At 68.5% G+C, this 21,159-nt stretch carries 24 protein-coding genes; 8 read left to right on the top strand and 16 right to left on the bottom strand.

What is annotated here, in order from left to right; genetic code table 11:
• Positions 1 to 9 precede the first annotated feature (9 nt).
• From ACV7NL_RS01915 to flgB, 3 genes are read right to left on the bottom strand one after another with little or no spacing between them, the layout of a single operon-like run.
• Entirely contained in the window at positions 10 to 354 is a 345-nt protein-coding gene (locus ACV7NL_RS01915) for a flagellar hook-basal body complex protein FliE (protein ID WP_056484898.1), read from the bottom strand.
• A 9-nt stretch (positions 355 to 363) separates the two neighbouring features.
• Positions 364 to 780 (bottom strand): flagellar basal body rod protein FlgC, encoded by a 417-nt coding sequence (gene flgC / locus ACV7NL_RS01920; protein WP_463354774.1) that lies wholly within the window; start codon positions 778 to 780, stop codon positions 364 to 366.
• Positions 780 to 1,166: a flagellar basal body rod protein FlgB gene (gene flgB / locus ACV7NL_RS01925; protein WP_056181401.1), complete on the bottom strand. Its 387-nt coding sequence runs from the start codon at positions 1,164 to 1,166 to the stop codon at positions 780 to 782. Before flgB ends, flgC begins: the two co-directional genes overlap by 1 nt.
• 928 nt (positions 1,167 to 2,094) lie before the next feature.
• On the opposite strand from flgB, the gene ACV7NL_RS01930 reads away from it, so the two are divergent.
• The 4 genes from ACV7NL_RS01930 to ACV7NL_RS01945 all read left to right on the top strand — a co-directional run bounded on the left by ACV7NL_RS01930 (position 2,095) and on the right by ACV7NL_RS01945 (position 7,189).
• Positions 2,095 to 2,961: a carbohydrate-binding domain-containing protein gene (locus ACV7NL_RS01930; RefSeq protein WP_082507756.1), complete on the top strand. Its 867-nt coding sequence runs from the start codon at positions 2,095 to 2,097 to the stop codon at positions 2,959 to 2,961.
• Between the two features lie 404 nt (positions 2,962 to 3,365).
• Complete coding sequence (locus tag ACV7NL_RS01935) at positions 3,366 to 3,638, top strand: BrnT family toxin (RefSeq protein ID WP_056181408.1); 273 nt, start codon at positions 3,366 to 3,368, stop codon at positions 3,636 to 3,638.
• Between the two features lie 28 nt (positions 3,639 to 3,666).
• Positions 3,667 to 3,918: a BrnA antitoxin family protein gene (locus ACV7NL_RS01940; RefSeq protein WP_056181414.1), complete on the top strand. Its 252-nt coding sequence runs from the start codon at positions 3,667 to 3,669 to the stop codon at positions 3,916 to 3,918.
• Positions 3,919 to 4,444: 526 nt separating this feature from the next.
• Positions 4,445 to 7,189, top strand: coding sequence for a heparinase II/III domain-containing protein (locus ACV7NL_RS01945; RefSeq protein WP_463354775.1), 2,745 nt, complete (start codon positions 4,445 to 4,447; stop codon positions 7,187 to 7,189).
• 10 nt (positions 7,190 to 7,199) lie between these two features.
• Here ACV7NL_RS01945 and ACV7NL_RS01950 read toward each other — a convergent pair whose 3' ends face one another.
• The 6 genes from ACV7NL_RS01950 to flhA form a co-directional block, all read right to left on the bottom strand.
• Positions 7,200 to 7,646, bottom strand: a complete 447-nt coding sequence (locus ACV7NL_RS01950; RefSeq protein ID WP_056181417.1) for a hypothetical protein — start codon at positions 7,644 to 7,646, stop codon at positions 7,200 to 7,202.
• 15 nt (positions 7,647 to 7,661) lie between these two features.
• Positions 7,662 to 7,991, bottom strand: coding sequence for a hypothetical protein (locus tag ACV7NL_RS01955; protein ID WP_056181418.1), 330 nt, complete (start codon positions 7,989 to 7,991; stop codon positions 7,662 to 7,664).
• Between the two features lie 6 nt (positions 7,992 to 7,997).
• The gene (locus ACV7NL_RS01960; RefSeq protein ID WP_056181421.1) at positions 7,998 to 8,474 is read right to left on the bottom strand and encodes a rod-binding protein; all 477 of its coding nucleotides are present in this window, start codon (positions 8,472 to 8,474) and stop codon (positions 7,998 to 8,000) included.
• 84 nt (positions 8,475 to 8,558) lie between these two features.
• A complete protein-coding gene (locus tag ACV7NL_RS01965) occupies positions 8,559 to 8,960 on the bottom strand; it encodes a hypothetical protein (RefSeq protein ID WP_463354776.1) in 402 nt (133 codons plus the stop codon).
• Positions 8,961 to 8,964: 4 nt separating this feature from the next.
• The gene (fliR, locus tag ACV7NL_RS01970; protein ID WP_244476965.1) at positions 8,965 to 9,738 is read right to left on the bottom strand and encodes a flagellar biosynthesis protein FliR; all 774 of its coding nucleotides are present in this window, start codon (positions 9,736 to 9,738) and stop codon (positions 8,965 to 8,967) included.
• Complete coding sequence (flhA, locus tag ACV7NL_RS01975; RefSeq protein ID WP_056181430.1) at positions 9,735 to 11,816, bottom strand: flagellar biosynthesis protein FlhA; 2,082 nt, start codon at positions 11,814 to 11,816, stop codon at positions 9,735 to 9,737. The genes fliR and flhA overlap by 4 nt, the downstream gene beginning before the upstream one ends.
• A gap of 369 nt (positions 11,817 to 12,185) precedes the next feature.
• Here flhA and ACV7NL_RS01980 point away from each other — a divergent pair, with 369 nt between their 5' ends.
• Genes ACV7NL_RS01980 through ACV7NL_RS01995 form a run of 4 tightly spaced genes read left to right on the top strand, consistent with a single transcriptional unit; the run spans position 12,186 to position 15,075 of the window.
• Positions 12,186 to 12,479 carry a hypothetical protein gene (locus ACV7NL_RS01980; protein ID WP_244476966.1) on the top strand — a complete coding sequence of 98 codons (294 nt, stop codon included), beginning with the start codon at positions 12,186 to 12,188 and terminating at the stop codon, positions 12,477 to 12,479.
• A gap of 51 nt (positions 12,480 to 12,530) precedes the next feature.
• On the top strand, positions 12,531 to 13,280 hold the full coding sequence (locus ACV7NL_RS01985; RefSeq protein WP_056484911.1) for a 5-oxoprolinase subunit B family protein: 750 nt from the start codon (positions 12,531 to 12,533) through the stop codon (positions 13,278 to 13,280).
• Positions 13,280 to 14,290 carry a 5-oxoprolinase subunit C family protein gene (locus tag ACV7NL_RS01990; protein ID WP_056484913.1) on the top strand — a complete coding sequence of 337 codons (1,011 nt, stop codon included), beginning with the start codon at positions 13,280 to 13,282 and terminating at the stop codon, positions 14,288 to 14,290. Before ACV7NL_RS01985 ends, ACV7NL_RS01990 begins: the two co-directional genes overlap by 1 nt.
• A 26-nt stretch (positions 14,291 to 14,316) precedes the next feature.
• On the top strand, positions 14,317 to 15,075 hold the full coding sequence (locus ACV7NL_RS01995; protein WP_056181440.1) for a LamB/YcsF family protein: 759 nt from the start codon (positions 14,317 to 14,319) through the stop codon (positions 15,073 to 15,075).
• Here the strand turns inward: ACV7NL_RS01995 and ACV7NL_RS02000 are convergent.
• The 7 genes from ACV7NL_RS02000 to ACV7NL_RS02030 all read right to left on the bottom strand — a co-directional run bounded on the left by ACV7NL_RS02000 (position 15,072) and on the right by ACV7NL_RS02030 (position 21,096).
• Positions 15,072 to 15,338 carry a flagellar biosynthetic protein FliQ gene (locus tag ACV7NL_RS02000; protein WP_056181443.1) on the bottom strand — a complete coding sequence of 89 codons (267 nt, stop codon included), beginning with the start codon at positions 15,336 to 15,338 and terminating at the stop codon, positions 15,072 to 15,074. The two genes, ACV7NL_RS01995 and ACV7NL_RS02000, sit on opposite strands and share 4 nt — an antisense overlap.
• A gap of 59 nt (positions 15,339 to 15,397) precedes the next feature.
• Positions 15,398 to 15,817 carry a flagellar hook assembly protein FlgD gene (gene flgD, locus ACV7NL_RS02005; protein WP_056181446.1) on the bottom strand — a complete coding sequence of 140 codons (420 nt, stop codon included), beginning with the start codon at positions 15,815 to 15,817 and terminating at the stop codon, positions 15,398 to 15,400.
• A gap of 28 nt (positions 15,818 to 15,845) precedes the next feature.
• Entirely contained in the window at positions 15,846 to 16,295 is a 450-nt protein-coding gene (flbT, locus tag ACV7NL_RS02010) for a flagellar biosynthesis repressor FlbT (protein ID WP_056484915.1), read from the bottom strand.
• An 8-nt stretch (positions 16,296 to 16,303) separates the two neighbouring features.
• The gene (gene flaF / locus ACV7NL_RS02015; protein WP_056181452.1) at positions 16,304 to 16,651 is read right to left on the bottom strand and encodes a flagellar biosynthesis regulator FlaF; all 348 of its coding nucleotides are present in this window, start codon (positions 16,649 to 16,651) and stop codon (positions 16,304 to 16,306) included.
• Between the two features lie 132 nt (positions 16,652 to 16,783).
• Complete coding sequence (locus ACV7NL_RS02020; RefSeq protein ID WP_463354777.1) at positions 16,784 to 17,833, bottom strand: flagellar hook-associated family protein; 1,050 nt, start codon at positions 17,831 to 17,833, stop codon at positions 16,784 to 16,786.
• A 5-nt stretch (positions 17,834 to 17,838) separates the two neighbouring features.
• Positions 17,839 to 19,713 (bottom strand): flagellar hook-associated protein FlgK, encoded by a 1,875-nt coding sequence (gene flgK, locus ACV7NL_RS02025; protein WP_463354778.1) that lies wholly within the window; start codon positions 19,711 to 19,713, stop codon positions 17,839 to 17,841.
• Between the two features lie 108 nt (positions 19,714 to 19,821).
• Positions 19,822 to 21,096 carry a flagellar hook protein FlgE gene (locus ACV7NL_RS02030; RefSeq protein ID WP_463354779.1) on the bottom strand — a complete coding sequence of 425 codons (1,275 nt, stop codon included), beginning with the start codon at positions 21,094 to 21,096 and terminating at the stop codon, positions 19,822 to 19,824.
• Between the last annotated feature and the right edge of the window lie 63 nt (positions 21,097 to 21,159).

Below are 21,159 nucleotides of genomic sequence, written 5' to 3' on the forward strand. Positions count from 1 at the left end.
AGCAGAGCCTCAGATGGGCATGCGGCTGAGTTCGAGATAGGCGGCGACCACCTTGTCCCGGACCGCGATGGCGGTCTGCAGGCTCTGCTCGGCCGACATCACCGCCTCGACCACCTGCTGCGTCGAGGCCTTGCCCTGGATGCCCGAGATGGCGGTGGCCTCGCCGGTGCGCAGCGAGGTGCGCAGGCCCCCGGCGAGCTGGGCCATGACGTCGGCGAAATCGGTGCCGGGGGCGGCCGGGGTGGTCGCCGGCATCACCGGGAAGCTGGTCCGCGCCAGGGGCAGCGCGGCCTCGGTGCGGGTGAGGCCGGCGGCCCGGTCGAAGGCGGCGAGCGAGGTGAGGGCTTCGATCATCGCGGGGGTTCAGGTCCTCAGGAGGTCGATGACGCTGGCGACCATGGCGCGAGCCTGCTTGATCACCTGCACGTTGGCTTCGAAGGAGCGGTTGGCCTCGCGGATGTCAGCCATCTCCATCAGGACGTTGACGTTGGGCATCTTGACGTTGCCCTCGGCATCGGCGGCCGGGTTGCCGGGGTCGCGCTCAATGCGGAAGGGCGCGTCGTCGGTGCCGATCTTGCGCAGGGCGACCGTGGGGCCGCCGGCCGCCCGGTCCAGGGCGGAGCGGAAGGTCACGGTCTTGCGCGCATAGGGGTCTGATCCCGGGGCGTCGCCCGTGGACTGAGCGTTGGCCACGTTCTCGGCGGCGATGCGCAGGCGCAGGGACTGCGCCTCCATGCCGGCGGTGGCGAGACGGGTGGAGGCGGCGAGCGGGTCGATCATCAGCTGCCCCGGACCGCCGCCTTGAGCATCCGGTCGAAGGCCTTCACGATGCCCATGTTGAGGTTGTGCTGGCCGCTGACCTCGCCGGCCTTGAGCATCTCCTGCTCCAGGCTGACGGAGCTGCCCGTCGACAGGGCGTCCCAGGCCTCGGCGGCCGCGACCGGCTTCGTCGGGATGCGGCCCTCGCCCGTGGTGACGTGGGCGCTCTGCGTCATGGCCATGCCGGACGCGGCGGTGCGCGCCATCACCTCGGAGAACGGCACCACGTCCCGCGCCTTGTAGTCGGGCGTGTTGGCGTTGGCGACGTTGCTGGCGATGGTCGCCTGCCGCACCCCGAGGTAACGCGCCTGCTGCGAGGCCAAATCGAAAAGATAGACGCCCGTCACGGCTGGCTCCGGTCCCGATCGTTCATGACCGGAGCATTAGGGCGGCTATCTTGTCCGAGGCTGGCGGGGGTGGACGGGCGATTTTCTCAAGGCTCAAAGCCTCGGCTCGGGCCACCCGGCCGTCAGACTCTAAGAGCCTGCGGTAGCTTCGGAAGAGAGGCCTCGCGGGCGACAGCAACCAAGCTTCGACACGGAATCGACCACCCTCTCGGAGGCGGCTGCGTTGCGCGGCTATTTCCCTTTCAGCCAAGCGGCATTGATCCACGATCGCGGCGCAACACGGAGCGAAGAAAACGCTTTCCCGCCGTCGACGTCTGAGAGACGCAGAACCTGTTCGCCGGGAGGGCATACGATCCCTCCCAAGGACCGACCGCCCTACCGGAGATCCGGCTGTTGCTGCGGAGCCAGTGAAAGCATTGCAAAACCCGTTTTCTCAGCAATCAATTTCGCGACACACTTTCCCGACAGAATCGAGCTGCTGTGTTGCGCGCACGGTCTCAAACCTGCGAGCCGTTGGGAAAACGGTCGGTTTTCTGACATTAACCCGCGGACCGTCTAAATCGGTTTGATCCGGAAGCAATAAGAAAACATTCTTGTATTAACGACGTCGTGCTTGCTCAAGACGGACAAGCCTACGCACAACGATGAGAGACATTGCGAGAGCTGCGCGAGGGACACACCTTTCTCGACAAATAACCGAATGAAACCGATTGCCCATACTCCGCGCCCGCGCTTGACGATCAACAAGTTGTTACAAAAGAGCAGGCAAATCCTCGCCTAGAAGAAGATTTTTGATTTGATAACATCGATCCTAAGTATTTTTTACTCGGTTTACCCCCGTGGATCTTTGATAAGCTCGTAAAAATTTCGGATCGATGAGCCGTAGCGATAGGTTCTTCGGCCTAGCAACACTAAGGATCGCATCCCCATGGCAGACACGTTTACGTTCCGCATTTCGGAAGACCGGTTCGAGTATAAAGCTGACGCTGAGTTCGTTGTAAAGATAAACGGAGTGGCATATAGCGATACGCTTACTTCTACATCATCGCATACAGCAGGATTATACCAGGACTTTAGTTTTACGGGCGACTTCAGTAATGCCCAACAGGTTTCGGTTACATTTCTGAATGATATTTCTAACGGTATGGGTGCTGACCGGAACCTATATGTCGATAGTTTTAGCTTTAATGGTAATACCGTGAGCGGCTCAAGCGCTTCGTATACGAATGGTGCGCCGTCTTTCGGAAGCACAGGTCTTTATAAGACGTTCGATACAGCAGCGTTCAACGTCAATGGGCATGCGGGCAACACCGAAGTCGGTACGTATACGTCTGAGGGTGTGCACCGCTTCTTCAACACGAAGACCGGCGGGCATTTCTTCACGATCTCTGACGCGGAAGATGCACAGGTGCTAGCTACCCGTCCTGATCTGCGGCCCGAAGGAATTGGCTTTGGTGGATTTGCCACGGACCAAGGTGCGGCGACGGAGGAGGTATACCGCTTTTTCAACACCAAAACCGGTGGTCACTTCTTCACGACTTCGGAGGGCGAGCGTGACGAAGTGATCGCCACCAACCGTGACTACAAACTGGAAGGCGTGGGCTTCTACGACTTTGCGGTCGATCAAGGCGCTGCAACGGAGGAAGTGTACCGCTTTTTCAACACGAAGACTGGTGGACACTTCTTCACCGCCTCTGAAGGCGAGCGCGATCAAGTGATCGCTACCAATCATGACTACAAATTTGAAGGTATTGCTTTCTACGCTCCGGAACATGCAGGTACATTTGTAGTTTAAACTCGGCACGACACCAATCAGTCGAATAAACGTCCCGCGAGCGTGACGGCAGATATCTCGCTGCCGTCACGCTTGTGCAGGTCGGCATGGAGAGCCACGCTAGCGAGAGCGAGCTAGTCTTTGCGGACAGCCCCGTACCGGCCCGACCGTGTTGCGTTCAGAACCAAACTTATGATTTCCAATCAGCTTTTCCTAACGGGTTTGAGCGTCAGGTTTACGGTCGTTTGATCGAACCCAAACGTATTCCCGACGGGTGCACGCAATCGCTCATCCGCCGCCCGCTAGGGCAGCTCGGTTCACGCCGGGGCAGCAAGCGACCCTTGGCGTCGTAGCCAACGAGCGGTAATATTTGCGTAACTCCAAATAATCGTTGACGCGAGAATTTATGTGGTTACACATAAGCAATGGTGGAGACCTTCCACCCCGCGAAAAGAGATAAGGCGTTGACCGAGCGCGGCCGCGATTTCGCGCTGGCATCCGAGGTGTTTGCCAGCTCCCTCGTCACCGTCCTCGACGACCGACAGGAATACGGCGAGGAACGCCTCGTCACGGTCGGCCTGCTGATCGGCCGGATGGTGGTGGTGTGCTGGACGCCGCGCGGCGAGGATCGCCATGTTTTTTCGATGAGGAAGGCCAATGATCGCGAGCAAAAGAAATACGCTTCGCTCCTCCGTTAGGGGGATTGGGGCAACCGACCTCGCCAGGGTGGACTCTCACGAGATCACCGCCGAAGAGTACGATGAGATTCCGGAGCTGACTGACGAGATGATGAGCCGGGCCGTGCCCGGCGACGGCGTCGAGTTGCTCAAGCGGGGTCGCGGCCGGCCGCCTTCCGACAGCCCTAAGCGACAGGTCACATTGCGCCTGGACGGAGATTTGGTCGAGGCGATGCGGGCGAGTGGGCCGGGTTGGCAGACCCGCGCGAACGACGCCCTGCGCAAGCGGTTCAAGGCGTAGTGGCTCGCTCTTCGCCGCGGCAAACATCCGGCTAGGACAACAGACCCGATGGCGATCATCGAAGCCGAGGCCATGTGGGAGACGCAAGGCCCAGACGAGTAGAGAAAACGACCGTTTGTTCCGCCTACCAGATGCTGATTCATTCAATGCCACAGCGGGCGGATACGCACCGGATTACGCCTGCCTTGTGATCGTACAGCCTCGCAGCTTTGATGAGTTGTGGCCCGCTAAACCCCTCACTTCACCTCAGGGCAGGTGCTTGCCTTGATCCCATCGCATCATCCCGCCCGAAACACCGCACAGCGTCACGGCGTCGGACAATCGCTTGCGCTGAAAATCTGACCCGATGGGGACGGCGATCTCTCTTGCAGGTCACCCTGCTTGACACAGCGTGGCCCCACCCCCTCAGTGGCCCTATCGCACCGTCACCGGGGCGCCACAGAACAACAAATCGGCCCCCTCTGTTCCGCACCCCACGCCCCACTGTGCCGATGTCCCCTCCCCCCGTCTCCGTCCGGTCCGCCCCGTGAGCGAGGCGCGCGTGCCCGGCCTTCGGGTCCTGCTGCCCGACGCGGCCCGCTATGCCGGCGGGGCGAGCGTCGGGCCGGAGGAGAACGCGCACTGGGTTCCGGCCAAGAACCGCTGGTCGCGGGTGGTGCTGCCCTTCGGGGGGCTGGTGCCGGAGGCGTGGTGCCATCTCGGCTTCCAGCTCGGCTGGGCGCCGGAGGAGACCGCCGGCTCGGCCCTCGACTTCGCCCTGGTGGGGATCGATTTCCTGGCCGAGGACGGGTCGAGCCTCGATTTCGACCACGTGCCCGGGCTCGACCGGACGCTGCTCGATCCGCACGGCACCTGGATCGCCGGCCCCGCCACCCTGCCGCCGGAGATGCAGGGCGCGCGGGCCGGGCGCATCCACCTCGCCTTCCGGGTCCCGGCCCCGGCCACCCGCCTCACCGTCACCCTCCGCTCCTGGCGCAACAGCGCGCCCTTCACGGTCTCGGAGGCCAGCCTCGCCCAGGGGCCGCAGCTGGCGCCCTCGCCGGCCCTGATCCCCCGGGTGCGGCACCGGCTCGGGCCGGAGCCGGCCTGGATCGACCACGCCCTGGTGCCGGGCGGCGGCCTCGTTTTGCGCGGCCAGCTCTACACGCCGCATCCCGGCGCCCACGCCGCCCTGGCGCGCATCGTCTACCGCGACCGCCAGGGCGCGGATCTGGCGCCGCCCTATCCCGGAACGATCTCGGTGCCGGGGCTCGGGGCGCTGATCGACCTCTCCGCCCACCAGCAGGCCCGGCGCTTCACCCTGGAGCTGCAGCCCCCCGCCGGGGCGGCGCGGGTTTCGGTCGGCTTCGCCACCTGGGAGGCGGACGGGCCGGCGGTGGAACTCCTCGCCCCGCCGGAGGTGGCGCTGGAGGATCGCCTGCGGCTGGAGAGCCTGGGCGCCGACGACCTTCTCGGCCCGACCGACTTTCTCGCCCGTCTGGCCGAGCGCCTGTCGCTGCCCGGCGCCGCCTTCGCGGGCTGGTGCCCGCAGCCCGAGGCGGTGGCGGCCCTGCCCCCGGTGCTCGCCCGCGCCCGCGCGATCCAGCGCGGCGAGGGCCATCGCGCCCTCGGCCTCGACCGGGCGCTGCGCCTCGCCGGCCATCCGGCCTGGACCGTGCCGGAGGCGCCGGACTGGCGCGAGGACCCGTTCCGCTCGGTGCCCTGGCGCCTCGAGTACCAGTCGCTGGCCTGGCTCGGCGCCCTCGCCGAGGCGCCCGGCGGCGGCGGTGCCGCCCTGGCGCTCGCCCTGTCCTGGTCGCGGGCCAACCCCTGGGGCGCGCCCACCGACGGCCTCGCCCTGCATCCGGCGGCGCTGGCCGCGCGAACCGAGACCTTCGTGCGCCTGCTGGCGCGGGCCGGCAAGCCCGGCGGCCCGGCCGCCCTCACGCTCACCGGCGAGGTGGTGCGCCACGGCTTCGCGCTGGCGGAGATCACCGGGCAGAACACCTTCGGTCGCTCGATCCACCAGATCCAGGCGGCGGCGACGCTGTGGCTCGTCGCCCGCGCCCTGCCGCTGCTGCCCCTCGCCGGCCACTGGCTGTCCCTGGCCCGCGCCGCCCTCGACACCGGCCTCGCCCCGCTCCTCGATGCATCGGGCCGGTTCTCCGACCCGTCGCTGCACCAGCGCCTCGAACTCCTGACCCTGCTGCGCGCCCTCGGCCTCGCCCTCGACTCCGACGACGCCGCCGAATCGGCCCTGAAGGACCGCCTCGACCGGGCCGTGGCGGCCGGCCTGCCGAGCCTCGCCGGACTGCTCGATCCGAGCGGTCGGCTGCCGCCGTTCGGGGACGCGCCGCACGGCGAGGATGCGGCCGGCTGGATCGGTCGCCTCGGCGCGGAAGCCGGACGCGCACTCGTCGCCGAACGCTGGTCGGAAACCCCGCGACCTCGACGCGACCGTCCTGGTATACCGCGCGTCGTTTCCGAGCCCGCGACGGGCCGGATCGACCCGATCGCGGGCCTGATCGCGCAGCGCCACGACGCCCCCGGCCGGGGCTGGGGCCACTTCGCCTGCACCTTCGCCAGCCAGGGCCAGGGGCCCGGCCCGGGCCATCGCGACGCCGGTTCCTTCACCTATGCCTGCGAGGGCGTGCGCTGGATCGTGGAGGCCGGCGGCTCGTCCCAGGTCGAGACCGGGGCCGCCCGCCACCACCTGCTCTCGGCCGCCGGCCACAACACGGCGACCCTTCAGCACCGCGAAACCACAGCCGGATCAACGCTTTACCTCGGGGCCGAGCGCCTGATCGGCGCCACCGTCCATCGCCTCGCCACCCAGGGGTACGGGCCGGACATCGCCCACCGCCGGGTCTTCCTGGTGCTCGACGACCTCTCCGGACTCGTGGTGCTGGACCGTTTCACCGGCCCCGGCGGTCCCCTCGCCTTCGAGGCCGCGGCCCACCTGTCGCCCGGAATCCTGGTGGCCCTGGCGGGTCCGCGCCGCGCGATGGCGCAGTCCGGCCGGCATCGCCTCTCCCTGTCTCCGGTGGCGATCACCGGGCGCAGCGCCGGCCTCACCCTCCGCAACGGCTGCAACGCCCATCCCGGCGCCCTCAGGGGCTTCGTCACGGCCGCGTCCGGCGGGCTCCAGCCGACGAGCATGCTTGGCTATGCCTTCGCGGGCGCCGGCGCGGTCTGCGGTGGCCTCGCCCTGGCGGCCGATGCCGACGCCGACCAGCGGCTCACGGCGTTGCTGGAGGAGGCCGCCTTCGGCCGCCTGCTATCGGAGGACTGAGCGGCCGCCGCTACGAGCGGACCTCGCGCTTGGCGACGAAGTTGAACTCCTCCACCAGCACGTCCTTCACCACATCCGATCCGAGACGGAGATTGACCTGTTTACGGATCTCGGCAAGGCGCTGGGTGACGTTGTAACGGGACAGCCGTTTGAAATCGATCGCCGGGTCTGTGTAGATTTGCCGGAATGTTTCATCGATCACGAAGGCATTTGGTGGCACCGAAAGCGTATGCATCAGGCGCGCATCGGCGGTGAACACCAAGACGGCAATGATGTATCCCTGCACCTTACCGTCGACCACCATCGGAACATTGATGGGTGCTAGTTTTTGATACTGAAGTCCTTCAAGATACGGCTCGGCCTTCTTGGCGAACAGCCCGGCACCCCAGGTCACGGCGCCGTAGCAGGACAGGATGGTGAGGCCGCAGATCCACAGGCCGGTGACGAGGATGCGCATGACGGGGTGCAGGCCTCAGCGTCGGACGTGGCCGGAATAGGTGCCATCGGATTCGGCATCGCGGAGGGTGTCCGCGACGATGCCGGAGATCTCCTCGACGGCACGCAGATGCAGTCCCACGACGTCCTGGTTGCGCTCCAGGACCCCGCGCAGGCGCAGGAGCTGATCCAACAGCGGCGGCTCGAGCTCGGCAGGATCAAGGCCGCGCGTCAGGCGTGTAAGTTCGAGCAGGCTCTGGCTCTTGCGCCGGTTCACCGCCTCCTGATCGATCGGGCGATGCGCCAGGAGCGCTTCGGTCTCGGCCGCGACGGTCGCTTCGAGGCGCTTCAGGGATGCGAGCAGCATGGTCGTTCAGATCTCGGAGGTCTTGTTGGACAAAGCATTGGAGGGGGCCGCCGGGTGCAGCGGACGGGCCGCCTCAAGCATCTTCGCGATACCGAGGCCGCCGGCCTTGGCCACCTGCGTACCGACCTGATCCGCCAGCATCGATTTCCAGATCCCGCCGGCATTGCCCTTGCCGAAAACGGCGTTGGACTTCGACGGCATCATGGTCTCGACGAACTGGCGCAGAACGAACGCTTCGAACTGCTTGTAGGGATCGCCCGCCTTGCCGGCTCCCGAGACCGCGTTGTCGGTCTGCAGGGCGGTCAGCGTCCCGCGTGCATCGAGGGGCATGTGCACCGAGACGCCGGCCATGCGGTAAGCATCACCGAAGGCCGCAGGATCGGCTCCCGGAGCCGACAGCTTGGCGGCTGCCTCCTGCACGCGGCCCGGATCGGCGGCGCGGGCCACGTCGAGGACGATGTCGGTCGGTGGAGAGATGCTCATGGCGGGCGCCGGTCGGGTTCGAGGGGCCGATCGTTCAGGGGCTTAGACGCCGTGGCTTTCGGCAGGCTTGCGTCGTGGCGGCGATCAGTCCGGGGCGTGGCCGGCGCGGGCGACCATGAGGTCGAGTTGCTCCTGCAGAGCGTGCTGCTCGCGCTCTTGGGTGCGGAGCTTCGCGAGGCTTTCGGCCTGCCGCGCGGTGCGCTTTTCGGCGAGGCCCCGGGCGCGCAGTATTTCAGACAGTCGCGTCGAGGTCGCGGCGATTTCGGTCGCCTCGCAGGCGAGACCGCGCAGGCGACGGGACGCGGCGTCCAGGAACAGGCCCTGCATGGTCTCGCCGGCGAGTGTCGTCAGCAGGGCGGCCCGGTCGGCCTCGATCCCGGCGGCCTTCGCGCGGGCGTCGGCGAGATCGCGCTCGGCGAGGCTCCGCATCTGCTCCTGGACCTTGAGCAGGCGCTGGGCGCGGACGAGGCGAAGGCGGGTGGTCATGGTCTCAGCCCCGGCGCAGGTAGTCGAAGTAGCCCATCACGAACTGCATCAGGAATTCGTTGCTGATCAGGTACAGCAGCATCAGCCCCCCTGCCATGATGAACGGCGTGGCGATGAAGTAGACCGGGATCTGCGGCACGAGCTTGTTGATGAATCCGGCCGCGAGATTCACCGCCACCGCGTAGACGAGGAACGGCGCGGTGATGCGCAGGCCGAGGACGAAGGCCGTGGTCACCTGATCGACGATGCGCACCAGGGCGACCTGCGAGCCGATACCCTCGCCGGGCGGGATACGGCCGTAGGAATCGATCAGGCCGCGAAACAGCTCCCAATGCAGGTCGGCGGCGAACAGCAGGGCGGCCGCCGCCATCATGATCATCGCCTCGACGGCCGGCACCGGGTCCATGCCCTCGGCAACGGAGCCCGGCATGCCGCCGAAGCCCACCATGGTGGCGGCGGCGTTCACCACGGTCTCGAGGACCACGTAGTAGATCCGACCGAGGAAGCCGAGGACGAGGCCGGTCAGGCTCTCGGTGACGATCCAGCCGAAGGTCGCGCCGGGATCCTGCGCGGAGAGCTTGCCCTGGAACAGCGGCAGCAGCAGCGGAGTCAGGGCGAGCGAGACCGCGAGCGAGATCAGGAGGCGGACCTGCGCCGGAACGCGGGGGCTGGAGAAGCCCGGGACGACCAGGAGGCAGGCGCCGACGCGGCAGAAGATCAGGAACACGCCCAGGAAACTCTCGGGCGCGAACAGACTCGCGGCCGACAGCACCGTCACGAGATCGTCCCGAGGGAGCGGATCTCGACGCCGCGGGCGATCTCCAGGTGCGAGAGCACGGCCAGCGTCGGATAGAGCCGCTCGATGATCATGCGCACGTAGGGGCGGGCGTCCGGCGCGGTGACGAGAGCGAAGTTGCGGGTCTCGCGCATCTGCTTGCGGATGGCTTCGGAGGCCTCGGTGCCGAACTGCTCCACCAAGCGCGGGTCGATGTCGAACTCGATGACCTCGCCCTTCCCGTCGCGCTTCAGGCTCTGGTGGAAGGAAAGGTCCCAGGCGCTCCCCAGGCGCAGCACCGCCAGAACGCCGTTCTCGGCCAGGTCGCCGCAGATCTGCTGGGCGATACGCATGCGGACATGCTCGGCGATCTGCTCGGCCCGGCGGGCATGGGGCGTGATCTCGGCCACCGCCTCCAGGATGAGGTGCAGGTTGCGGATCGACACCCGCTCGGAGAGCAGCAACTTGAGCACCGCCTGCAGGCCCGAATAGGAGATCTGCGACGGGCAGATCTCGTCGAGCAGGCGCTTGTACTCGGGGTCGAGGCGGTCGAGCAGGTTGCGCATGTCCTTGTAGGACAGCAGCGTCGGCAGGTTGTTGCGGATGACTTCGGACAGATGGGTCAGCAGCACGGACGAACCGTCGATGGGTTCGAAGCCGCCGCGCCGGACCTCGCCCGCATAGGCGTCGAGCACCCAGCGCGCCTTCATGCCGAAGGCGGGTTCCCGTACCTCGTCGCTCGGCACGTCCGGCACCGGCCCGTCGCCCACCACCACGAGCAGTTCACCGGGCCGCAGCTCCTGGGTCGCCACCACGGTGCCGTGGATCAGGATCTGGTAGGATTTCGGCGGCACAGCGAGGCTGTCGGTCAGCTTGATGTCCGGCACCACGAAGCCGTACTGGCGTGCGAACTTGCGGCGCATCTTGGCGACCCGGTGCGACAGCTCGGATTGCCCGCCCTGAATCTGAGCCGAGATCTGGCGTCCGAGGCACAGCTCGATCTCCGGGGTCTTCAGCGATTCCTTGACGGATTCGCGGACCGCGATCTGCTTCTTCTCCTCTTCATCGGCGGTCTTGGCATCGACCAGAGCCTGCTGGGCGGCGAGCCGGCGCGGAATGGCGTAGGCGGTGAAGGCCATCAGCCCGGACAGGACCATGAAGGGCAGGAACGGCAGGCCCGGCACCAGGGCGAACATCGACATCAGCGCCGAGGCGACCCACAGGGCGCGGGGATAGGCGCCGAGCTGGCCGAGCACCGCCTGCTCGGCCGTGCCGCGCGTGCCGCCCTTGGAGACCAGCAGGCCGGCGGCCAGCGAAACGATCAGGGCCGGGATCTGCGAGACGAGGCCGTCGCCGACCGAGAGCTTGGTGAAGACGTCGGCCGCCTGGCCCAGCGGCATGCCGTGACGGGTGGTGCCGATGATGATGCCGCCGAAGACGTTGACGGCGATGGTGATGAGGGAGGCGATGGCCTCGCCGCGCACGAACTTCGAGGCGCCGTCCATGGAGCCGAAGAAGGCGCTCTCCTCCTCCAGTTCGCGGCGGCGGTGCTGGGCTTCCTTGTCGTCGATGAGCCCGGCATTGAGATCGGCGTCGATCGCCATCTGCTTGCCGGGGATCGCGTCGAGCGTGAAGCGCGCGCCGACTTCCGCGATGCGGGTCGCGCCCTTGGTGATGACGAGGAAGTTCACCGTGATCAGGATCAGGAAGACCACGATGCCGATAACGAAGTCGCCGCTCATCACGAACTGTGAGAAGCCCTGGATGACGTGACCGGCCGCCGCCACGCCGTGCTGGCCGTTGGCCAGGATCAGCCGGGTGGTGGCGATGCCGAGCGCCAGCCGCAGCAGGGTGGCAATGAGAAGGACGGTCGGAAAGGCCGAGAACTCGAGCGGCTTCTTGATCCACAGCGCCACCATCAGGATCAGCACCGACAGGGCGATCGAGAAGGCGAGCCCGACATCGAGCAGGATCGCCGGCACCGGCAGGAACAGGATCGCCAGGATGGCGACGATGCCCGCCGCGAAGCCGATGTCCCGCTGGGACCGGCGCTCTCCTGCAATCGTGGCGCTTGCCGCCATGGCGGATACTCAACCCCCGTGAACCGATACGGGCTTTTCGCTGCGCAAGCTTGCGCGAGGATCGCATCAGGGCTGCCACCGTCAGGAACGGGATCTGCGGCTTCCCTCAGAAAGGACGGGGCGAGGGCGGATCGTCCTGGGGAAGGCGAACGCGGTCGGATCGGACACCCCTCCGTGCAAGCGTCCGACCCATCGATCGACCGCATGGTCCCGACGGGGAGACGCATGTGGTCGAGGACAGCCTGGAGGCCGACGATTCCGTTCCGAAGACAACCTCGTGCTAAAGACGGCGCGGGCGTTGCTGAGGCTCGGGACTTCAACCCAGGCCAGCAACATCCGCGTCGCGTCTTCGAAAGTTTCCATCGACCCATGCCCAAGATCAGCTCCACGCTCCTTCTGCTCGGCGCCATCCTCTTGCCGAGCAGCGCCGTCCTCTTGCCGAGCGGCGCCGTCCTCTTGCCGAGCGGCGCCCTTGCCCAAGCGACGCCGATCCGCGAGTTGCTGAAGCTCTCCTGCACGGGAGACTACCTCGAGCATTGCAGTATGCATCCGCCCGGCGGACCGGAGGTCGAGGCCTGTTTCCGAGAGAACATCCGCAAGCTCTCGCCGGATTGCGCCCAGGCGATCCGGACCTATCAGCGCCAGAAGAAATCGGGCCGGTGAAACCCGGCGTAGACACCAGGATTCTCCCCTGAAGCGGATCGGGATCACGCCGTGTCGCAGGCCGAAGCAGGAGCAGACCCCGTCCGGTTCCGCGATGCCGGCGAGACGGCCCTGGTGGTCGAGTTCGGAGCGCGGGTCGACCCGGAGCTGAATGCCCGGGTGCTCGCCCTGGACGCGGCGCTGGAGGCGGCCCGGAACGCGGATTCGATCCCCGGACTGCGCGAGACGGTGCCGACCTATCGCTCGCTGATGATCCACTACGATCCGTTGGTGCTCGACCGCGACACCCTCCTGGCGCGGGTGACGACGTTGCTCGAACCGGCCGGCGCGGCGCCGCGCATCGGCCGCGGTTGGACGCTGCCCTGCTGCTACGACCCGGCCCTCGCGGAGGATATCGAGGCGGTCGCGGACTGGGTCGGGCGGCCGGCGGCCGAGGTGGCCGACCTGCACACCGGGGGCAGGTACCGGGTTTACATGTACGGCTTCGCGCCCGGCTTCGCCTATCTCGGCGGCCTGCCGGAGGCCCTGGCGATCCCGCGCCGAAGCCATCCGCGTCCACCCCATCCCGCCAGCGCGATCCTGATCGGCGGCGGCCTCGCGGCGGTGGCGACCCTCCCGATGCCTACGGGCTGGTACGTCCTCGGCCGCACCCCCGAACGTCTCTTCTCCGAGGCCCGCCCACGGAGCTTCCTGGTCGAGCCCGGCGACACCCTGCGCTTCGAGGCGATCGACGTCGCCACCTTCGCGGCCCTCGACGCGCGGGCGGCCCGGGGCGAGATCATCGCGCGGGCGGACGGATGATGGCGGAAGCCAGGCTGTGCATCCTCGGCGCGGGCGCGGGGGTCACGCTCCAGGATGCCGGACGCCACGGCGCCCTGCGCTACGGCATCACGCCGGCCGGACCGATGGACCCGCTCGCCCACGCCACGGCCAACCGCGCCCTCGACAATCCCCTCGGCGCCACCGCCATCGAGGTCTCGCTGGGCGGGCTGTCGCTCACGGTCGAGGGAGGGCCGGTCGACATCGCCCTGGCGGGGGGCGACCTGCGCATCGACCTCGACGGACGCCCCCTCCCCGGTTCCGTTGCCCTGACCCTGCGGCCGGAGGCGCGCCTGACCCTGCGGGCGGGGCGAGCCGGGGCCTGGAGCAGCCTCGCGGTGGCGGGCGACATCGCCGTGGCGCCGGTTCTGGGCTCGACCGCGACCCACACCCGGTCGGGCCTCGGCGGCCTGCACGGCCGAGCGCTCCAGGCCGGCGACACCTTGGGGGTGACGCATCCGCGTGCGGGGATCGGCGAGCCGGCACTTCTCGCGGTCCCCTGGCTGGACCGGCCCCCTAAGGTGATCCGCGTCATCCTTGGGCCGCAGGACGACCATTTTGAGGCCACCACCCTCGCGGCCTTCCTGGCCGGGCCCTGGCGGATCGGCCCGCGCGGCGACCGCATGGCGTGCTTTCTCGAAGGCCCCGCCCTTCCGGCCCGGACCCACGACATCGTCTCCGACGGGATCGCCATGGGGGCCATCCAGGTGCCGGGCTCGGGCGCGCCGCTGGTGCTGATGGCCGACCGCCAGCCCACGGGGGGCTATCCGAAGATCGCCACGGTGATCGGCGCCGATCTCGGTCGCCTCGCCCAGGCGCAGGCGGGCACGCGCCTGCGCTTTGCCGCCGTCGGCGTATCCGAGGCGGTGGCGGCGCGGCGGGCCGAGCGCGCGGCGCTGGAGCCGGCCATCGTGCGCACGCCCCTGGTGCGCACCGAGTTCCCCTCGGAATTTCTGCTCGGCACCAACCTCATCGATGGCGTGGTGGGCTAGGATCGCCCCCGCCGAGGAGACGCCGGATGCCGACCATCGATTTGAACGCCGATCTCGGAGAGGGTTTTGGAGCCTATCGCTGCGGCGACGACGCGGCCATGCTCGACCTCGTCACCTCGGCCAATGTCGCCTGCGGGTTCCACGCGGGCGACCCCGGGATCATGGCCGAGACCTTCGCCGGGGCGCGGGCGCGCGGCGTCGCCGTGGGCGCACATCCAGGCTTTCCCGATCTCGCCGGCTTCGGGCGGCGGCCGATGCCGTTCAGCGCGTCCGAGATCGAGCGGCAGGTCGCCTACCAGATCGGCGCAGCCCAGGCGCTGGCGGCCCTGGCCGGGCATCGCCTGACCTACGTCAAGGCGCACGGAGCGCTGGCCAACCGGGCGGCGGCGGAGCGGGATGTGGCCGACGCCATCGCGCGCGCGGTCCGGGCCGTCGATCCTGCCCTCGGGCTCCTGGCCATCGCCCGCACCGCCCAGGTCGCGGCCGGCGAGGCGGCGGGCCTCTCGGTGCATGCCGAAATCTTCGCCGACCGCGGCTATACCGAGGACGGCCAACTGATCCCGCGCGACCGGCCCGGCGCCCTGATCGCGGAGGCGGCCGTGGCGGCCGAGAGGGTGCTGGCGATGGTCCAGGCGGGCGGCCTCCTCACGGCCGACGGCACGCTGCTGCCGACGCGGATCGACTCCGTCTGCGTCCACGGCGACAGCCCGCATGCGGTGACGATGGCGCGGGCGGTCCGGGCTCGCCTGGACGAGGCCGGGATCGGGCTCGCGGCCTTCGCCTAGAACCCCGTGACGATGCGCCCGTAGGTGGCTTCGGCGAAGGTGTAGATCTGCGCGCCGATGAACGAGCTGGTGACGAGAAGCACCAGCAGGATCACCACGATCTTGGGCACGAAGGTGAGCGTCACCTCCTGGATCTGCGTCAGTGCCTGCAGCAGCGCCACCAGGATGCCGATCAGCATCGCGGCGCCGATCGCCGGGCCGGCCGCGACGATCACGGTCCAGATCGCGGCGCGCACGAGTTCGAGGGCGTCGACCTCGTTCATCCGGTGAGCGGCCTTGTCCTGAGAGTTGCTACGTCGGGCCGTCTCTAACCCGAACGCCGTCAGCGCGACAGCGAGATGCCTTCGGTGAGCAGCACGTCCTGGCCGTTGGTGAGGCGGGCGAGCGCGCCCTCGCTGGTGATCTTCACCGACTGGACTTCGCCGCTGGCGCTTCCGTCGGCGGAGGTGATGGTGCGGCCGATGATCTGGTCGGCCTGCGACAGGAAGCTGGAGGAAAGCAGCGAATCGAGCTTGGTGTTGGTCTTCGTCGCCTGCTCCACCTGCGAGAAGGTGGCCAGTTCGCTGACATAGGCCGTGGAATCCATCGGCTTGGTCGGGTCCTGGTTCTTCAGCTGCGTCATCAGCAGGGTGAGGAAGGTGTCGGCGTTCATCGAGGCGGCGATGCCCGTCGCCGACTTGGCGGCGGCGGCGGTGGTGGCCGTCTGAGATGTGGCCGGGCTGGTGACGCTGGCGACGCTCATCGGCGGGCCTCCTGGTGTGATGGCCGGATCAGGCCGGATGGACGGGGGATTCGATGGACGAGATCGTCAGCTCCGGGATGACCGCGCCCGCCTGCGGCGCTGGCGCCATCAGGGCGGCCTCCGCCGGGTAGAGGCCGCGGATCAGCTTCAGCGCCTCGATCAACCGGCCGGTCTCGACCAGCTGGCCGGCGCCGACGACGCCCTCCGCGATATCCGGATCGGTGACGGTGGCGAGAATGCCGGCCTGCAGGCTGCGGCACAGGGTGCGGGCGTCATCCGCGTTGGCCGGCTCCATCAGGATCGTCTGGACCGCGAAGTAGAGCTGGCGCAGGGGCGTGGTGGCGGCCTCGGCCTGGAGCACGTGGGTCTCGAGCAGGAAGGTGGCGTCGTTCAGAAGCTCCAGGGAGACCTTCCGGTCGACGCGCAGCACTGCACCGTTCACGTAGACGCGCTCGCCGGCGCGCAGGGACAGGCGCATGGCCCGGCTCACCGCAGGCCGTCCCGGATCGCGGTGTTGACCGCGATCAGCGACGACAGGGTCCGCTCGGGCGCGGCGATCACCGCGTTGGCCTCGTGCATGCTCCACAGGCCGATCGAGACGAGATCGGCGCGCAGGTCCGGCGCCAGGCCGTTATCCTCGCTGGACAAGTCCTCGATCAGCACGCCCCACAGGCTCTGCAGGAAGCCGGCGGCCGAGGCGCGGTCGGTCTGCTGCGCGTCGGGCCGGTCGGCGATGCGCAGGAGGTCGATCGCCCGATCGAAGGCGGCGCGCTCCCGCTCGCGGGCGATCGCGGGGGCTTCCTCCATGATCTCGGCATAGGAAAACTGGTACATGTCGATCCTGTCCCGTGGGTCCGCGGCCCGCCGCGCCGTGGCGCTGGTCCGGGCCGGTGCATCGTGTGGGGTGGGACAACCCGGGCGGAGGGCGCTCCCCCCCGCCGGACTGTCGCCCTAGCGTCGAGGCGTTCAGAGATAGTTGACGAGGTTGAGCTGCCGCAGCTGCGCGGTCAGGGCGTAGGAGATCTGCACCTGGGTCGAGAGGCGATCGACCCGGGTCTTGGCCTCGGCCTGGTCGACCCCCTCCATCTGCCCGATCTGGGACTGCAGCAGGGTTTTCTGGGCGTCGAGGCGGGTGTTGGCCTCGGTGATCGCCCCCTGCGACCGGCCGAGATCGGCCTGCAGCGTCACGAGCCCCCGGCTGGCTTCGCCGAGGAGCCCCGCGACCCGCTCGGTCAGGACGCCCTGTGCCTCCGCCGAGAGATTCTCAGCGCCGAGACTGGAGGCCATGACGTAGGCCATCGCGAGCTTGCGCAGAGCCGGCGCGTTGGCGCTGACCGAGGTCTGCGTGGTCTCGCTGAGGGAGATCCGGCTGGTCAGGGGCGCGGTGCCCGCCTTGGACCAGGTGGCGCTCCAGCCCGCGGCGTCGAACAGGTCGCGGAAGACCGGCCCGTCGAGGAAGCTCGCCATGGCGGCCGGGGTGATCGCGGCGGCGCTCGGGTCGTCCTGACCGATGCCGAACGCCGCCCGGAAGGCGGCATCGACGGCGGATTTCGCCGGGGAAGCCGGCGTGGTGGCATAGGCCGTCACCGGTGCTTCGCCGGCCCGCGTACCGCCGAAGACGAACTGGCCGCCCGCGGCGGTGTTGAGGAGCGCCGTCAGGGAGACGAGCTGGTTGGCCGCCATGTCCTTCAGCACCGAGACGCGCTGGACCTGGGGCGTGCCGATCAGCGCCGTCAGGGTGGCGTCGGCCCCGCCCTGCATCTGCTTCAGAACGGCTTGGGTCGTCCCCAGGCGCAGGGTCGCGGCGGCGTTGCCCTCGCGCAGGGCGGTGAGTTCGGCCGAGGTCTGGCGCAGGCCGACGGCGAGGCCGGTCCGGCTGCCGAGGGCGAGGCCGACATCGGCGAAACGGCCGGTGACCATTTCCTGGTTGGCCTTCGCCATGTCGGCCTGCATGCGGGCGACCCCGATGCGCGGCGTGTTCCAGAAGCTCAGGGTGGAGAGGGCGTTGGTCCGCATCGGGTCTATCGCACCGCATCCATCAGGGTTTTCAGGAGGTCGTTCACCAGCGTCAGCAGCTTGGCCGAGGCCGTGTAGGACCGTTCGAGGTCGAGGGTCATCGCCGTCTCGTCGTCGGCATTGACGCCGGTGGCGTTCGAGTAGGCATCCGAGGCCCGGGCCAGCAGGGTCGACTGGTAGTTCGACTCGGAGGTCGCGGCCTGGCGCTGGCTCGCAAGCCAGCCGACCGAGGCATTGGCGAAGTCCTGCAGGCTGGCGCGGCTGTTCAGGTCGGTGGCCGGATCGAACGTGCGGTCGGCCCCGACGAGGGCGGCCAGGGCGCGCAGGCGGTCGGGATAGGCCGTATCGGTGGCGGGCGCCGGGCTCGACCGGTACGCCGCGCCGGCGATGCCGCCATCCCGCAGACGGGTGACGTCGCCACCCGGCTGCGGGTCGACGGCGGCGTTGATCCGGATGCTGGCGGCGCCGCCCGGCTGGCCTGGACCGGCCCCGCCGGTGAACAGGCCCGCTTCCCGCGGCGGCGCACCCGCGACGATGCCGAAGCCGACATCGACCAGTGACCGGCCAGGGCTCGCGTCGATATTCGCGACGGTGAGCTGCGCGGCGGCGCCCGAGGTCGCCGTGGTGATGAAGGTCAGGCGTCCGAAGCCGTCGAGGGAGGCGCTGACCTTGCCGGCGAGCGGCGTGTTCGCGCTGTCGGCCGCGATCTGGCCGTTGATCGCGGCGAGAAATTCGGCCGGGGTCACGCGGGCCGGGTCCGCGGCGGCGGAGCCGATCGAGGCCTTGTTGATCACGATGTTCGCCGCGGAGCCATCGGCGAGGCGGAGCGCGAACGCGACCTCGTTGGCGCCGCTGAAATCGGCCGTACCGGCAAGTCCCGGCGCCGCACCGGGCCGGAACGCGCCCGTGTCGGCGAGCGCGCTGGTGCCGCTGACCTGACCAGTCGACTGTCCGACCGCGAAGGTCCCGGTCTCGGCGAAGGCGTCGACCAGTGCGTCGGCTATGCCGTCGAGCTGGGTCTGGTAGCGGGTGGCGACGCCATCACGCAGTTCGGCGAGCCCGGCGAGGCGGCCCGAACGCAACGGCATCGGCGAATTGGCGCCCGTCACCGGCACGCCGTCGACCATGACGGGGGAGCCCGTGGAGCCGGCCGAGAAGGGAGCGGTGGGCACGAACGAGACGCGGCGTGCACTGCGCTCGAACAGGGGAACGCCGCTGTCGGTGTAGATCGCGACGTCGTTGCCCGCCCGCACGACGGTGGAGATCCCGATCTCCTGCGACAGGCCGGCCAGGATGCGGTCACGGTCGTCGAGGGCGTCGGTGACGTCGGTCCCGTTGGCCGTCCCCCGGGTGACGATGCGGTTGGCCGCCTCGAACTGGGTCAGCAGATCGTTGATGCGCGAGACCGAGTCGGCCATCCCCGCATCGGCCTGCCCCTGCACGGTCTGGACGGCAGCGGAACCGGTGTTGAGGCTCGTGGCGAGATCGCGCGCCCGGTCGACCGCGTTGCGGGCGAGCGCCGCATCGTCCGGCTTGTTGGCGGCGGCCTGAAGTGCCGCGTTGAGCGCGCCGAGGCGCGCGGCGGGCGAGAGACCGTCGTCGGTGTCGCCGACGGAACTCTGCAGGGTGGTCAAACCGTCGAGGACCGCCTCGCTCGCCGCGACCGAAGAGGTTCCGGCGAGCTTGCGATCGAACAGGGCGGAATCGGTGGCGCGCTGGATGGAGACTGCGCTGCCCCCGCCGGCCGCCACCAGATTGGCGATCTTGCGGGTGTAGAACGGGTCGCTCGCCCCCGCGGTGTTGCGCGCGGCGACCGCGATCTGCGTCGAGGTCGCGACCAGCGAGGTTCGAGCTGAATTGAGGGCGAGGGCGAGGCCCATCGGGTGTTTCCTGGCAAGCGGGCGGGTCGTGGAGGGTATCGGCCGCCGCACCGGGAGGGCGCGGCGGTGGGGACGTGAGCAACCGCGCCGGCGCGGCGCGGCATTCCGTCAGCGCTTGAGGTTCATCAGGGTCTCGAGCAGCTCGTTGCCGGTCATGAACACCTTGGAATTGGCGGTGTAGACCGTCTGCGACTCGATCATCGTGGTCAGCTCGGTGCTGACGTCGACGTTGGATTGCTCCAGTGCGCTCGCCTTGACGGTGCCGAGGCCGCCGAGACCGGCGAAGCCGATCTGGATGTCGCCGGATTCGAGGGTGGTCTGGAAGACGTTGCCGGCGCGGGGATTCAGGTTGTCGGGGCTCTTCACATCGGCGAGCGGGATCTTGAAGGCCCCGACCCGGGTGCCGTCGGCATAGGTCGCGTAGACGACACCGTCCGAGCCGAACTCGGTCCCGGTCACGGCGGAGGGCGCCCGGCCGTTGGCGGTACCCTTGAGGTCGTAGGCTCCGGCGAGCTGCGTCGTGCTGCTCAGGTCGAGGGTGACGGTCTTGCCGCCCGGGACCGGCACATCGAGCTCGACAGGGCTGCTCAGCTTGCCGTTGGGTCCAAAGGTGAAGGCGGCCGGCGGGACGAGGGGGAGGTTGTCCGGCCCGTAGACGACGGCAGTCCAGGTGTCAGCCGGAACGGCCGGCGCAGCGGCGACCGGCGGCACGGCGGTCGGGTCAGCGGCAACCGCCGCGCTCGCAGGCGACTTCTTGAGGTAAACGTCGAGGGTCACGCTCTTGCCGAGGTTGTCGTAGGTGACGAGCGACGTCTTCTTGGAATAGTTGTCCTTCGACACGACCCCGGTCTTGTCCGGCGTATCGGCCGAGAGATTGCCGGTGATGGCGGCCCCGTCGGAGGGCGCCGCCCGCAGGCCGAGGCTCGCCATGTTGACCGGGACCAGGCCATCGGTGCTGTTGAGGGCCGGGCTCAGTTCCTTGCCCTCGACGATGGGATAGCCCAGCAGGGTGAAACCCCCCGAATTGACGAGGTTGCCGCTCGGACCGTCGACCACGAAGTTGCCGGCCCGGGTCAGGTAGGGCGACTGGCTCTCGTCCTGGACCACGAAGAAACCCTTGCCCCCGATGGCGAGGTCGGTCTTCGAACTCGTGAAGGCGATCGGGCCTTCGGCGCCGATCGAGCGGCGGATCGTGGTCTCGACCGCGCCGGAGGTGTAGTTCGCCGTCGAGGCGCCCTCGATCAGCAGGGACGAGAACTCGGCGGCCGAGCGCTTGTAGCCGGTGGTGCTCGAATTCTGGACGTTCTCGGCGACCGTGGAAATGCGATTCGACTGGGCGTTCATGCCGGAGACGCCGGTGCGCAAAACGCTGATGAGACTCATGACGTCACCTCAAGGATGGGGATCGCGGCACGGCGCGACGGCTGGCGGGCACTAAAGGAAGAC

The sequence above is a fragment of the Methylobacterium sp. Ger2507 genome, assembly GCF_055231875.1.